General features: G+C 62.5%; 13 protein-coding genes and 1 pseudogene. 9 read left to right on the top strand and 5 right to left on the bottom strand.

Annotation, left to right across the window (positions count from 1 at the left end; all coding sequences use genetic code 11):
- Window positions 1-103 precede the first annotated feature (103 nt).
- Genes AC1DV9_RS17115 through AC1DV9_RS17105 form a run of 3 tightly spaced genes read left to right on the top strand, consistent with a single transcriptional unit; the run spans window position 104 to window position 3,389 of the window.
- Window positions 104-562 (top strand): (2Fe-2S)-binding protein, encoded by a 459-nt coding sequence (locus AC1DV9_RS17115; RefSeq protein WP_112515704.1) that lies wholly within the window; start codon window positions 104-106, stop codon window positions 560-562.
- 3 nt (window positions 563-565) lie between these two features.
- Entirely contained in the window at window positions 566-2,725 is a 2,160-nt protein-coding gene (locus AC1DV9_RS17110; protein ID WP_477949296.1) for a xanthine dehydrogenase family protein molybdopterin-binding subunit, read from the top strand.
- A 10-nt stretch (window positions 2,726-2,735) separates the two neighbouring features.
- Window positions 2,736-3,389, top strand: a complete 654-nt coding sequence (locus AC1DV9_RS17105) for an Isoquinoline 1-oxidoreductase subunit (RefSeq protein WP_477949294.1) — start codon at window positions 2,736-2,738, stop codon at window positions 3,387-3,389.
- Window positions 3,390-3,409: 20 nt separating this feature from the next.
- On the opposite strand, the gene AC1DV9_RS17100 is transcribed toward AC1DV9_RS17105, so the two are convergent.
- Complete coding sequence (locus AC1DV9_RS17100; protein ID WP_477949292.1) at window positions 3,410-4,090, bottom strand: GNAT family N-acetyltransferase; 681 nt, start codon at window positions 4,088-4,090, stop codon at window positions 3,410-3,412.
- Window positions 4,087-4,578 carry a MarR family winged helix-turn-helix transcriptional regulator gene (locus AC1DV9_RS17095; RefSeq protein ID WP_477949291.1) on the bottom strand — a complete coding sequence of 164 codons (492 nt, stop codon included), beginning with the start codon at window positions 4,576-4,578 and terminating at the stop codon, window positions 4,087-4,089. Before AC1DV9_RS17095 ends, AC1DV9_RS17100 begins: the two co-directional genes overlap by 4 nt.
- A gap of 202 nt (window positions 4,579-4,780) precedes the next feature.
- Between AC1DV9_RS17095 and emfA the strand changes: the two genes are divergently transcribed.
- The 5 genes and pseudogenes from emfA (at window position 4,781) to AC1DV9_RS17070 (ending at window position 10,349) form a co-directional block, all read left to right on the top strand.
- Window positions 4,781-5,695 carry a CDF family cation efflux transporter EmfA gene (gene emfA / locus AC1DV9_RS17090; RefSeq protein ID WP_112386338.1) on the top strand — a complete coding sequence of 305 codons (915 nt, stop codon included), beginning with the start codon at window positions 4,781-4,783 and terminating at the stop codon, window positions 5,693-5,695.
- A gap of 397 nt (window positions 5,696-6,092) precedes the next feature.
- Window positions 6,093-7,712: pseudogene (locus AC1DV9_RS17085) on the top strand (autotransporter outer membrane beta-barrel domain-containing protein); the annotation flags it as partial.
- Window positions 7,713-7,855: 143 nt separating this feature from the next.
- The gene (locus AC1DV9_RS17080) at window positions 7,856-8,959 is read left to right on the top strand and encodes an autotransporter family protein (RefSeq protein ID WP_477949289.1); all 1,104 of its coding nucleotides are present in this window, start codon (window positions 7,856-7,858) and stop codon (window positions 8,957-8,959) included.
- A gap of 146 nt (window positions 8,960-9,105) precedes the next feature.
- A complete protein-coding gene (queF, locus tag AC1DV9_RS17075) occupies window positions 9,106-9,570 on the top strand; it encodes a preQ(1) synthase (RefSeq protein ID WP_477949287.1) in 465 nt (154 codons plus the stop codon).
- Window positions 9,571-9,776: 206 nt separating this feature from the next.
- A complete protein-coding gene (locus tag AC1DV9_RS17070) occupies window positions 9,777-10,349 on the top strand; it encodes a cytochrome b (protein ID WP_477949285.1) in 573 nt (190 codons plus the stop codon).
- A gap of 44 nt (window positions 10,350-10,393) precedes the next feature.
- Here AC1DV9_RS17070 and AC1DV9_RS17065 read toward each other — a convergent pair whose 3' ends face one another.
- The gene (locus AC1DV9_RS17065) at window positions 10,394-11,176 is read right to left on the bottom strand and encodes a DUF2076 domain-containing protein (protein WP_477949283.1); all 783 of its coding nucleotides are present in this window, start codon (window positions 11,174-11,176) and stop codon (window positions 10,394-10,396) included.
- Between the two features lie 99 nt (window positions 11,177-11,275).
- A complete protein-coding gene (locus AC1DV9_RS17060) occupies window positions 11,276-11,995 on the bottom strand; it encodes a hypothetical protein (RefSeq protein WP_477949281.1) in 720 nt (239 codons plus the stop codon).
- Between the two features lie 160 nt (window positions 11,996-12,155).
- Between AC1DV9_RS17060 and AC1DV9_RS17055 the strand changes: the two genes are divergently transcribed.
- Complete coding sequence (locus AC1DV9_RS17055; protein WP_112386219.1) at window positions 12,156-12,740, top strand: ATP-dependent Clp protease proteolytic subunit; 585 nt, start codon at window positions 12,156-12,158, stop codon at window positions 12,738-12,740.
- Between the two features lie 45 nt (window positions 12,741-12,785).
- On the opposite strand, the gene AC1DV9_RS17050 is transcribed toward AC1DV9_RS17055, so the two are convergent.
- Complete coding sequence (locus AC1DV9_RS17050; RefSeq protein ID WP_112386220.1) at window positions 12,786-13,022, bottom strand: hypothetical protein; 237 nt, start codon at window positions 13,020-13,022, stop codon at window positions 12,786-12,788.
- Window positions 13,023-13,036: the final 14 nt, after the last annotated feature.

Here is a 13,036-nt window from a genome sequence, read left to right as displayed (position 1 = left end):
CCATGGCCGAGGTTGATCGTCGCCCTAGCTTAGGTCGGGTGCAAAAGACTGCGACGCTCGCTGGGGCCGCAATGGGTCCAGCCAAATTTCCCGAGGCTCGACCATGGTTACTTTCACGCTCAATGGACAGACGAAGACGTTCGACGGCGATCCGGATACGCCGCTTCTGTGGGTCATCCGCGATTTCGAGAAGCTGACCGGCACCAAATATGGCTGTGGTGTCGCCCAATGCGGCGCCTGCACCGTGCATATGGACGGCTTCACCCGCCGCTCCTGCATCACTCCGATCTCCACCGTCGATGGATCCGAGATTTTCACGATCGAAGGTGTCGAAGGCAAGGAAGCCGATGCGGTGAAGGCTGCCTGGGTCAAGATCGACGTGCCGCAATGCGGGTACTGTCAATCCGGCCAGATCATGTCGGCCGTGGTGCTGCTGCAGAACATCCCGCAACCGACCGACGAGGATATCGACGGGGCGATGGCCGGGAATATCTGTCGATGCGCCACCTACCACCGGATCCGCGCGGCCATTCACAATGCCGCCGCGTCGATGGAGGGTTGAGCGATGACCATTCAGGAGATTGCAACGACACGCCGCGGCTTTCTGGCCGCAACAGGCGGCCTGGTGATCGGCTTTGCGCTGCTGCCGAAGACTTCGGCCTTTGCCGCAGAAAAGGGTGTGCAGGCGGGCGGCGCGGACGCGCTGGTGACGCTGAACACCTTCGTCAGGATCGGCACTGACGATACGGTGACGATCCTTTCCAAGCATATCGAATTCGGGCAGGGGCCGTTCACCGGTCTTGCGACGCTGGTCGCCGAAGAGCTCGATGCCGACTGGGGGCAGATGCGCGCGGTGCATTCGCCGGCCGATGACAAGGTTTATGCGAACCTCGCTTTCGGCCTGCAGGGGACCGGCGGATCGTCGTCGATCGCCAATTCCTATGAGCAGTTCCGTCAGGCGGGGGCAACGGCGCGCGCCATGCTGGTCGCCGCGGCGGCTGATGAGTGGAAGGTTCCGGCCAGTGAGATCACCGTCGAGAAAGGTCGGGTCAAACATGCGGCCTCCGGCAAGGACAGCGGCTTCGGAGCGCTGGCCACCAAGGCTGCCGGTATCAAGCCGCCGGCCGACGTGAAGCTCAAGGATCCCTCCAAGTTCACGCTGATCGGCCAGGAACTGCCGAAGCTCGACACGGTGTCGAAGACCAATGGCCAGGCGATCTATACGCTGGACATCATTCCTGACGATCTGCTGGTCGCCGTCGTCGCGCATCCGAACCATTTCGGCGCGGCGGTGAAATCCTTCGACGACAGCGAGACGCGTAAGGTCAAGGGCGTCGTCGATGTCAAGCAGCTGCCGCAGGGCGTTGCCGTCTATGCCGACAACACGTTTGCGGCGTTGAAGGGCCGGTCGGTGCTGAAAGTCGATTGGGATCTGTCGCAGGCAGAGACACGGTCGAGCGGGCAGCTTTCTGCCGACTATGCGAAGGCGCTGGCGGAAAAAGGCATCACCGCATCCGAAAAGGGCGATGTCGACAAGGCCTTCAGCGATACCTCGCTGAAGACGCTGGAGGCGCAGATCATCTTCCCGTTCCTGGCGCATGCGCCGATGGAGCCGCTCGACGCGGTGTTCATCAAGGCGGCGGACGGCAGCCTCGATGTCTACAACGGGGCGCAGTTCCCCGGCATGGACAAGGCGACGGCGGCCAAGATCACCGGCATCGATCCGGCGAAGGTGCGGCTGAACACGCAGATCACCGGCGGAAGTTTCGGGCGAAAGGCACAGTTCGGTTCGCCCTATATGCAGGAGGCGGCGTCGGTCTTCGCCGCGACCGACCAGTCGCGGCCGGTCAAGCATATGTGGACGCGCGAGGACGATATTCGCGGCGGCTATTACCGGCCGATGTATCTCCACAAGATGCGTGGCGCGATCAATGCCGATGGCCGGATCGTCGCCTGGGATCAGGCGATCGTCGGCCAGTCGATCATGGGCAAGGCCGATCTCGACAGCACTTCGGTCGAGGGCGCGTCCGACCTGCCATACGACGTGCCGAACCTCAGGGTCATCTCGCATAATGTGAAGCTGGCGATCCCGCCGCTCTGGTGGCGTTCGGTCGGCCATACGCATACCGGTTTCGCTGTCGAGACCTTCCTCGACGAGCTGTTCCAGATGGCCGGAAAGGATCCGGTGCAGGGAAGGCTCGAGCAGCTGACGGAGGATCCGCGCTATGCCGGCGTTCTCAAGAAGGCGGCGGAGATGGCCGACTGGGGCGGCAAGGTCCCCGAGGGACGGCAGCGCGGCGTTGCCGTGGTCAAGAGCTTCAACACCTATGTCGGCCAGGTGGTCGAGGTTTCGGCCGGTGCCGATGGGGCGCCGAGGGTCCACAAGGTCTGGTGCGCCGTCGATTGCGGCGTGGCGATCAATCCGAATGTCATCAAGGCGCAGATGGAGGGTGGCATTGGCTATGGGCTTGGTGCGGTGCTGTTCGATGCGGTGACGCTCGGCGAGGGCGGGGCGATCATGCAGTCGAACTTCCACGATTACCGGTCTATCCGCATCAACGAGATGCCGGATGTGGAGGTCGCCGTCATCAAATCCGGCGAACCGCCCACCGGGGTGGGAGAGCCGGGCGTGCCGCCGGTCGGACCGGCGACGGCCAATGCCTGGCGGCGGCTCACCGGTGCGCCGGTGCGCAGCCTGCCGATCGTTGCCGTGGCGACGAGCTGAGGAGGCGGAGATGACAAGCAGATTGGTACTCGCCTGCATGGCAGGCGGTCTCTCGTTCCTTGCGGCCTTGCCCGTATCGTTCATGGCATTGGCCGAGACGGCGCCTGAAACCGACAAGACGACCCTTAAGCCGGTCGCCTCCTTCGCATCGATTGCCGATCAGAAGGCGCGGTCGGTGGCGCTCTTCGAAGAGGCGGGCAAGGTGATCGAGCATCCGCGATGTCTGAACTGCCATCCGGCGGGCGACAGGCCGCTGCAGACGATGGCGATGCATCCGCACCAGCCGCCGGTGACGCGCGGCGATGGCGGTATGGGCGTGCCGGGCATGATGTGCAACACCTGCCACGGGCCTGACAATGCGGCGATCGTCGGCCAGTCGCCGACGCTGAAGAGCATCCCCGGCAATCCCGCCTGGCATCTGGCGCCGATCGAAATGGCCTGGGTGGGCAAGTCGCTCGGCGAGATCTGCCAGCAGCTGAAGGATCCGAAGCGCAATGGCGGGCGCGATCTGTCGAAGATCGTTGAGCACATGGCGCATGACAGCCTGGTGGGCTGGGGCTGGAACCCGGGCGACGGGCGCGAGCCGGCGCCCGGCACGCAGGCGGAGTTCGGCGATCTGATCAAGGCCTGGGTCGATACGGGCGCAGCCTGCCCGGCAGGCTGAGGGGAGTATTTAGGCGCCGGTCAGTCCCGGCGCCTGACGATTTTCAGATTGAGTTCCCAGCGCTGTTCGAAGCCCAGCGTCTTGTAAAGCGCGATCGCCCCGGTGTTGAACGCGTTGACATGCAGATACGCAGTTGCGCCGGATGCCGCGATATGGCCTGCGACATAGCGGAAGAGCAGCTTGCCGAGACCCTTTCCCTGGAAATCCGGATGGGTGCAGAGGCCGCTCAGTTCCGTAAAGCCGGTCTGCTTCAGCCGCTGACCGCCCATGGCGATCAGCTTGCCGCTGTTCTTGATCCCCCAGAAGGTGCCGAGTTTCTGGGCGCCGAGGGTGAAGGGACCGGGTTTGGTCAGCTGCGCTAACGCCAGCATCTCTTCGGCGTCGGCCTCGGTCAGGGGAGCGATACGAGGATCGGAAAGCGGATCATGCGGCGTCCTGGCGATCATCTGGATCAGCGTTGCTTCGCCGACGATATCGAGGCCATCCGGAACGGTAGTCAATCCGGGCTCCACAAGCGCCATCGTCTCACCGGGCCGGGGGAGTGCAGCCAACGCTTCCAGGCTTTCCTGTGTGTCGTCGGCCGCCGCCGCGAAGGGCACGATGCCGGGCGGGTAGCGCCGGGCCAGCGGGCCGCCTTCGGCGATGCCTGCATGCGCCGTCTGCAGCGCGTTCCAGATCGGGCGGTCGAGGATATGTGTCATGGTTTCTTCTCCTTCGGCGGCGCGCGGCGGATGAGCGATGCAGCGGCCAGGCCGTCTTCGATTATCGCAAGCTGATCGAGAAGCGGGCCGTCGAGGCGGCCGCAGAGATCGGTGACGGCGGCGGCGATGCGAGGCCAGACTTCGGCGCGCGAGACATCGACGAGCTGCTTGCCTTTTTCCGTCAGCGACACGAGCCTGCGGCGCTGATCGTCCGGTGCCGGTTGCATATCGACCAGTCCGAGCTCCAATAGCTGGCCGACGGTGCGCGTGGCGCCGGGCTGGGTGATGCCGACCGACTGGGCAAGCTCGCCGATCGTCAGCGGTCCAGCGCCGTCGATCGCTGCCAGGAACGGATATTGGCCAGCCTGGATGCCGAGGCCCGCCTCGTCGATGAACTGTTGCGTGTCGGCCTGCAGGCGCTCGCCGATGCGGCGCATGCGGCTGCCGAGCGTCAACAGGCCCGATGTCCGCACGATGTCTTCAACCATGCTGTGCTCCATTATGTATGCCGAGTTATATAACGCGTTATGTAATATCCGTCAACGTGGATTTATGAGCTTGCCCTTTGACAAATCGTCCGTCTTCGACCATATGAGCCGCATTAGCCGCCTGCGCGATTTTCGCGTGGGCGGTTTTGCGTTTGAATGGGCCAAATGCTGCAATTCATTCGCATCCGCAGAGGGATACGAGATGACGGAACAAGGCAATATGACAGTCCGGCGGCTGGCATTCTGGGGCATCCCGATGTCGCTCGGCGTGATGGGGCTGAAGCTCGCCGCCTGGTGGGTGACGGGGTCGGTGGCGCTGCTCTCCGACGGCCTGGAATCCTTCGTCAATGTCGTGGCGGCCTTCATCGCCTTCTTCGTGATCCGCTATGCGCAGAAGCCTGCCGACCACGACCATCCGTTCGGCCACCACAAGGCCGAATATCTCTCAGCGGTCACCGAGGGCGTGCTAATCGTCGTCGCGGCCATCCTGATCGTCAAGGAAGCCGTCGGGTTTCTCAGCGATCCCAAGATGCTGGAAGCGCCGGTGCTCGGTCTTGCGATCAACTTCGCGGCCGGTGTCATCAATTTCGTCTGGGCAAGGCTGCTGATCCGGGTTGGAACGCAGCATCGCTCGGCGGCGCTGACGGCGGATGGTCAGCATATCATGTCGGATGTCGTGACCTCAGTCGGCGTGCTCGTCGGCCTGCTTCTGGCGCTCGCCACCGGCTATCCGATCTTCGACCCGGTGCTCGCCATCCTGGTCGCCGTCAACATTCTCTATCAGGGCTACAAGGTCATCTCCCACTCGATCGGCGGGCTGATGGACCATGCGGCGGAACCGGAAGAAGAGGAGGCGATCAAACAGGCGATCGCTACGCATGCGGTGGGGTCTCTCGGCGTCCATGATCTGAAGACGCGCCGGGCAGGGGCGGTGACCTTCGTGGACTTTCATATGGTCGTTCCGGCTGCCATGTCGGTGCGCCAGGCGCATGATATCTGCGACCGCCTTGAAGATGCCATCCGCGCGGTGCATCCGGGCGCCAGCATTGCCATTCACGTCGAGCCGGAAGGCGAAAAAGCCCATGGGCTGCGCGTCAAAGTCATAAAGGAAGCCTGACGGCGCGCCGATATGGCCGTCTGCCCGTTAAGGTCTCCGGGCGGAGACATCGTCAAGGCGCCCCTGCGCATGCGGTAATGTGAAAATCCGCATGCGCGCGGCAACGTTGTCGCGGCGCTGCGTTGCGGATGGCGGCGGCATCTTCGAGTTGCAATACAACTGGTGTCCGCTTTGTATTTCCGGGAACTGCATATCAATCAAATTTGCTATGCATCATAAAGTTGCTTCGCTGCGCCGCGCAGTACTACAATTTTGTCCAGTAATAATCTCTGTTGCGCGGCAATATCGGTTTAATAATTCCAGTCTAATCGATCCCTAGATCGCCGAAGTCAAAGTCTTGGCCCGGCATTTTGAATTGCAAACTTATTATTCTGTTTTAGCAATATCTAGGATTTCCATGACCGGACCTTACAAGCGTGCCATTTCACGCGGCGTTGACCCTGCGCGCCAACCGATATCCGCAATCTTGCTTTCAAGTGTCAGCTTTTCAGCCATCGTTCTGTCCTGCCTATCGCCCACTCCTGCGTGCGCGGCCGACTATGTGGTGACCAACGAGACGGAGCTTCGCAACGCGATCACGTCGGCAAATGCCAGCGGCGATCCCAGTTCGACGATCGTCATGGCCAACAGCTTCTCGATATCGGCCGGCATCCTGCCGGAGCCGACCAGTCCGATTTCGATCGATACGCAGGGCTTCACGCTGACCGGGCTCTATGACGCCTCGACCGTCGGTACACGCGCCAATCTGACGATTCAGGAAAGCGGATCTGGTGGTATCGGCGTCACGTTCTCGGGAACGCTGACCGGTGGCAATGCCGGTGCGGCGGATACGACTGCGGGGCAGGTGGCGGTGTGGACGACACGTACCGCATTTACCAACAATGGGACGATCACCGGTGGCGCAGGCGGCGGCGCCGGTGGTTCCGGCGGTGTGGGAACTCGCATTTTTGCCAGTTCGAGCTTGGTCAATAACGGCACGATTGCCGGTGGTTCCAGCGCCTCCGGTGCGGGTGGAGCGGCCGTCGATTTCGGCGGCATCGGCGCCGCTGGCACGCTTGTCAACAATGGGACGATTCGGGGCGGCGACGGCGGCCTTACCGGTGGCCTGGGCGGTGTCGGTCTGATTGTCCGCGCTGGCAGCGGCGCGGTCACAAACAGCGGAACGATCGAAGGTGGCGCCGGGGGAGTGGCTATCCTGTCGAACACCGGGGCTAGCGATATCGACATCACCAATAGCGGAACCATCCGGGCCGGTGCAGGACAGAGCGACGCGATCACGCGCACCGTTGCGGCGACCACGGGTACCATGACGCTTGAATTGCAGGCAGGATCGGTGATCGAGGGTAATGTCGTGGCAGGGGCTGGGGTTGCCACCGATACGCTACGCCTCGGCGGTACGGGCAGCGACAGTTTCGATGTTTCGGCGATTGGCCCGCAGTACCAGAATTTCGATATCTTTCAGAAGACCGGCACGGGCACCTGGTTCCTGACCGGCACAGGGAGCGAGGTGACCGACTGGGATATCCAGGCGGGCACATTGGCGATCGGCAATGGCGGCACCAGCGGCAGTGTCACCGGCGATATCACCAACAACGGCACGCTCGCCTTTGACCGTTCGGACAGTTTCACCTTCGCCAATCTCGTCACCGGCAGCGGTATGATCCGCCAGATCGGCAGCGGCACGACTTTCCTGACGGGAAACAACGCAGCCTTTGCCGGCACCACCTCGGTCGAGGCTGGAACGTTGTCGGTCAACGGCATTCTCGGCGGCACGCTCGACATATTCTCCGGCGGGCGGCTGCAGGGCATTGGGCAAGTTGGCAATACGGTCAATGCCGGCACGATCGCGCCCGGCAATTCGATTGGCACGCTGACGATTTCAAGCGACTATGCCGGCAGCGGCGGCGTGCTCGAAATCGAGAGTGTGCTCGGCGACGATACCTCATCGACCGACCGTCTCGTGGTGACCGGCAATACGTCGGGCAATACCAATGTCCGTGTCGTCAATCTCGGCGGCGCAGGCGGGCAGACGGTCGAGGGCATCAAGATCGTCGATGCCGGCGGCATCTCGGCGGCGCAGGCGGGCAGACGGTCGAGGGCATCAAGATCGTCGATGCCGGCGGCATCTCGGCGGGGACGTTCTCGCTCATCGGCGACTATGTGCTGGACGGACAGCAGGCCGTCGTCGGCGGCGCCTATGCCTACCGGCTCTATCAGAACGGCATCACTACGCCGGGCGATGGCGACTGGTATCTGCGCTCGGCCGGTTTGCAACCCGGTATTCCGGTCTATCAGGCCTATCCACTGCTGATGCTGCTCGGGCTCAATCAGGCCGCCACGCTTCAGCAGCGCATCGGCGACCGGATGCTGTCGAGCGATTTCCAGACGGTTTCCGATGGATCTGCAGGCGGAGCCGCGGATGAGATCGAAGGCGTGTGGCTGCGCACCGAGGGTCTGCATGGCCGCCTCACGGCCAATGATGGCACCGTCGATACGAGCCATGATTACGACATCTGGCGAATGCAGGGCGGGTTGGACGGCGCGCTTTGTGACGGCAGTAGTGGCAGGCTGATCGGCGGGCTGACGGCGCAGTTCGGCACGATGTCGAGCGACCTGCGCTCCAGCATCAGCAATGGCCATATCGATACGTCGGGCTTCGGACTTGGCAGCACCCTGACGTGGTACGGCGATCAGGGCTTCTATGCCGATGCCCAGAGCCAGCTCAATTTCTACGACAGCAACCTGAGCTCCGATCTCGTCGCTTCACCGCTGAAGAGCGGCAGTGGCGCCGTCGGCTACATTCTCAGCATCGAGACCGGCCAGCGTCTTGATATCGCAGGCTCCTGGTCGGTTACACCGAAGGCGCAGCTGACCTATTCATCCGTGGATTTCGGCAGATTCTACGACAAGTTCGGCGCCGAGGTGTCGCTTGACCGCGGCGCCAGCCTGAACGGCCGGGTGGGGATGGCGGTGGATCGGGAAGCGAGCTGGCAAGCCGACGACGGGACCGCGACACGGCTCAAGCTCTATGGCGCGGCCAATCTCTATTACGAGTTTCTGGATGGTGTCTCGGTGAACGTGGCCGGCAGCCATTTCGCCAGCCGTGGCGATGACCTTTCGGCGGGGCTTGGTCTTGGCGGTTCCTATAGCTGGGGCGGCGAACGCTATTCGGTCTATGGCGAGATGGCCGCGAAATCCTCGCTGTCCGGCGCCGGTGACAATTTCTCCCTGGGCGGCTCGCTCGGCGTTCGCGTCAAGTGGTAGGCCAAGCCGGCTGACAGACGCCGCCGCTTTTTGTCCGCTTGGAAGATCGGCGCAAAAGGACTATTTGCGGTCCCACATGAGCAATCCATGTGGTGCGCGACGATCGGCGCCCGTGGACGGACGATCGATTTGGAAGGAACATGGAAATGGCGATGACGGATGTCAGCGGGCTTTCGCAGCTCGGTTCGCAGGTTGAATCACCAACGAGCCCGGAAGCGGCCGTTCTCGAAAAGGTGCCGAACGGCAGCCAGGGCGCCGACTATGTCGTGCGCTTCACGGCGCCTGAGTTCACCTCGCTTTGCCCGATGACCGGACAGCCGGATTTCGCCCATATCGTCATCGATTACATCCCCAACGAATGGCTGGTGGAATCGAAGTCGCTGAAGCTTTTCCTGCATTCCTTCCGCAATCACGGTGCGTTTCACGAGGATTGCTCGGTCTACATCGCCAAGCGGATCGTTGAGCTGCTCGATCCGAAATGGCTGCGCATCGGCGCCTACTGGTATCCGCGCGGCGGCATCCCGATCGATGTCTTCTGGCAGACCGGCAAGCCGCCGGAGCATGTCTGGCTGCCGGATCAGGGCGTCGCGACCTATCGCGGCCGGGGCTGACCTGCGCGCGCACGAAAATGTGATCGCTGGGCAAAGCCTGCCGCAGCGATCCGCATCGGCGTTTAGTCGATATTTATAATCATCTTTTGGCGGCCGCGGATTTCGCGGCCGCCTTTTTGCGTTAAGTGGCTTGGATTGCAGCAGAGTTTCCTGCCCGCTATGTGCGGAGGGCATCCTGTCACGCACTTCATTCAAGAGATAAAATCATGGCCATTGATCAAGCCGCCGCTGCCCCGCGCGCGGCCGCCGACACGTCCCGCTACGACAAAATGACGATTGCCCTGCACTGGCTGACCGCAATCCTCGTGATTGCGCTCTTTGCTGCCGCCTATGTCTGGAACTCGCTTCCAAAGGGTACGCCGCTTCGCAAGGAGCTGCAGGCCATTCATATTTCGCTCGGACTGCTTTTCACCGTCGTGTTCATCGTCCGCCTCGTCTGGCGCAGCTCCGGCGGCAAACGGCTTGCGGCCGCCGAGGCCGGCATCAACGCCCTGTTGTCCAAGGGCATGCACTGGCTTCTCTACTGTCTGCTGATCGCGCAGATGCTCCTCGGCTTCCTGCTGCGCTGGGCGCAGGGCGAGCCTTTCGAGTTTTTCGGGCTGTTCTCGGTGCCGAGCCTGTTTGCGCAGGACAAGCCTCTCGCCCATACCTACGAGATGCTGCACAACGATGCTGCCTGGATCATCATCGTGCTGGCCGCAGGCCACGCGCTTGCAGCGCTCGGCCACCACTATCTGCTGCGCGACGGTGTTCTCAAGCGGATGATGCCGCACGGCTAATCATCGAGGTGGCATACGGCGCCCTGCGCCGTACGCCACCCATATCAGACGTCCGACGTGTCGCCGCTATCCTGTGAATCGTCAAAGCTATCGTCATCGTCGGACGGATCGTAGTCGGCCTGCTGGATATTGCTGTTGTCGTCGTTGCCGGCCGAATTGTCGGCTGCCTGCTTGCTGTCGTCGCCGCCGTAGTAATTGTTGATGACGGTCTCTTCCGTGGGTGCCGGCGTGTTGCCGAACGGGCTGGAGCCGAAGGGCGAACCCCAGCCGAGCGACGACATGTGATTGCCGAAGACGCCGCTCAGCGAATTGGCGAGCAGCATGCCGCCCGCAACGCCGGCTGCCGTGCCGAGCGCGCCGCGCAGGAAGCTGCCGCCGGCCGAAGGCGCGTCTGGCTGCGGGTTCCAGGGGGCGGACGGCTGCTGCTGCCGCGGCTGCATCGGGCGGACATTGTCGTCGTAGCCGCGGTCCTGATAGCTCTGGCGCGGGGCATTGCCCCAGGGGCCGGAGGGCTGGGCCGCCTGTTGTGTCTGGCCGCTGCCGAAGATCGAGCTCAGGAAGCCGCCGCCTTGCTCGGCCTGACGGTGTTCGCTCTCGCCGGCTTCCAGCTGGCGGACGCGCTCTTCGAGCTCCTTGATGTGGTTGGCGGCTGCTTCCAGCCCCTTTTCCTGTACGATGACGGCCTGTGCCAGATAATAGGTCGTGTAGGGCTGTTCGCGCACGCCCTGATCGATCAGCGCCTCGGCGTCGCGATCGCGCGGCGTTGCGGATGCGGTGCGTACCCTGTCGAAAAGGCCGGTCAGCAATTGGCGTTCTTCCGGTGACATGGCTCTCTCCTGTGTTACGTGCGGGATAAGCCCGCCTACGAATGACGTAGGAACGGATTCAGGCTTTTCAAAGCCTTGGCAACTTACATTTCGGTAAGCTCAGTCGCGTACCCAGACGCGCAGCGGGCCGAGCGCCGTGAAGCCGAGCGCCAGGGCGTTTTCCAGGTCGTCGCCTCTCTCGTAGCCGACGATGGGCTCGCCGGGAAAAAGCCGCCGCGCCTCCTTGATCAACCCGGACCGGATCAGCTGGTCCTTGCCCTTGATGGCAAAGACATTCGAATGGCCGATCACCTCGGCCTGGTGATTGAGAATGGCGCCGCCCTGCAGCTCCTTGCCGGAATAGGCAGCGAGGAAGGCGATCTCGGCCCTGTGCAGCAGCGGCTCGGCGAAAATGGGCGTGGCCTGCGGTTCGCCGCCCGCCCAGGCTTTCTCCCAGCCGGCGAGTTGCCCGGCGGTTTCGACGCGCTCCCATGTCAGGCCGGAGCCGTCGTCATTGAGATCGTCATCGGCGTCCAGACCGATCCATTCGGCCTTGAACAGCACGCCGAAACCCTGCGGCGCGAGATCGAGGGCGCAGTAGCTGTCCTTGATGCCCCAGCCGCCCGGCCGCGAGCGGGCGAGGACGGCGATTGCCTCCTCCTGTTCGGCGGCACTTTCCGCGCCGGTAAGCGTGATGGCATCGGGATAGAAGGGAGGGGCGCCCTGACGGTGCAGCCAGAGTGTGCGGGTAAACTCGCCGCGCTGGCCGTGCGCGGCGCAGACGGCGTCGCACCAGAGCGCGTTGTTTCTGACGGCCCGATGAAGCAAAGGCGATGTCATCTTTTCCTCCCGCCTGGGGATAGCAGCATAATGCTGGCAGTTCTCGGGTTTGTCATAAGAATATCTTCACCCGTTCCGTGGCTTGTCTTTTTCCCGCATTGTTTTACGCATTGAGTCACACTATGTCCGGGAAACCCGAATGAAGCCGAGAGAGGTTCGAATGAACGACGAAGAACAAGAGGACAAGACCAAGGAACTGTCTTTGGGGAAGGACGCAGAGGCTAACCTCTTCAAATCGCGTTCGATCTTCATCTACGGCCCGATCACCATGGAGCTCGGCCAGAAGGTTTGCTCGCAGCTCGTGGCGCTTGCCGCAGCCAGCGACGAAGACATCCGCATCTACGTGAGCTCGCCTGGCGGCCACGTCGAGTCGGGCGATTCGATCCATGACATGATCAAGTTCATCAAGCCGAAGGTCTGGATGATCGGTACCGGCTGGGTCGCTTCTGCCGGTGCGCTGATCTATGTCGCCGTTCCCAAGGAACAGCGTCTTTGCCTTCCGAACACCCGCTTCCTGCTGCACCAACCCTCCGGCGGCACGCGCGGCATGGCGTCGGACATCGAGATCCAGGCACGCGAGATCATCAAGATGAACGAGCGCCTGAACAAGATCTTCTCGGTGGCTACCGGCCAGCCGGTCGACAAGATCGCCAGGGACACGGATCGCGACTACTGGCTCTCGGCCGAAGAGGCCAAGGATTACGGCCTGGTGTCGCGCGTCATCACCTCGCAGAGCGAGATCTGATACAATCCGGGGCGTTCGCGCCCCGTTTTTCTTTCCGCCTGCCGGTCAGCCCGGCGCCGGCTTCCAGCGCTCTTCGATGATCTCCTGCGCCAGTTCGAAGACGCCATCTTCATCTTCGCCCGCATTGTCGCCAAGCAGCGCGATCGCCGCGTCATAGACGGCGTTTTCCTCGTCGTCCGACAGAAGATTCTTTTCGTTCAGTGTTTTGATGAGCGATGCGAGAATTGCCGCTGAAGAAAGGCCAACCGCTGCTCTGCTGAGGTCATCGGGATCGTCCGACATTCATTCACCTGGAT

The sequence above is a fragment of the Rhizobium sp. 01L410 genome, from assembly GCF_056400165.1.
Note: the sequence above shows the minus strand (reverse complement) of the source record. Positions and strands in the feature narration are given on the sequence as shown.

Excerpts from the sequence above, each read along its gene's own strand:
- AC1DV9_RS17115 (WP_112515704.1), top strand. The coding sequence starts at position 104 with ATGGTTACTTTCACGCTCAATGGACAGACGAAGACGTTCGACGGCGAT.
- AC1DV9_RS17110 (WP_477949296.1), top strand. The coding sequence starts at position 566 with ATGACCATTCAGGAGATTGCAACGACACGCCGCGGCTTTCTGGCCGCA.
- AC1DV9_RS17105 (WP_477949294.1), top strand. The coding sequence starts at position 2,736 with ATGACAAGCAGATTGGTACTCGCCTGCATGGCAGGCGGTCTCTCGTTC.
- AC1DV9_RS17100 (WP_477949292.1), bottom strand. The coding sequence starts at position 4,090 with ATGACACATATCCTCGACCGCCCGATCTGGAACGCGCTGCAGACGGCG.
- AC1DV9_RS17095 (WP_477949291.1), bottom strand. The coding sequence starts at position 4,578 with ATGGTTGAAGACATCGTGCGGACATCGGGCCTGTTGACGCTCGGCAGC.
- emfA (WP_112386338.1), top strand. The coding sequence starts at position 4,781 with ATGACGGAACAAGGCAATATGACAGTCCGGCGGCTGGCATTCTGGGGC.
- queF (WP_477949287.1), top strand. The coding sequence starts at position 9,106 with ATGGCGATGACGGATGTCAGCGGGCTTTCGCAGCTCGGTTCGCAGGTT.
- AC1DV9_RS17070 (WP_477949285.1), top strand. The coding sequence starts at position 9,777 with ATGGCCATTGATCAAGCCGCCGCTGCCCCGCGCGCGGCCGCCGACACG.
- AC1DV9_RS17065 (WP_477949283.1), bottom strand. The coding sequence starts at position 11,176 with ATGTCACCGGAAGAACGCCAATTGCTGACCGGCCTTTTCGACAGGGTA.
- AC1DV9_RS17060 (WP_477949281.1), bottom strand. The coding sequence starts at position 11,995 with ATGACATCGCCTTTGCTTCATCGGGCCGTCAGAAACAACGCGCTCTGG.
- AC1DV9_RS17055 (WP_112386219.1), top strand. The coding sequence starts at position 12,156 with ATGAACGACGAAGAACAAGAGGACAAGACCAAGGAACTGTCTTTGGGG.
- AC1DV9_RS17050 (WP_112386220.1), bottom strand. The coding sequence starts at position 13,022 with ATGTCGGACGATCCCGATGACCTCAGCAGAGCAGCGGTTGGCCTTTCT.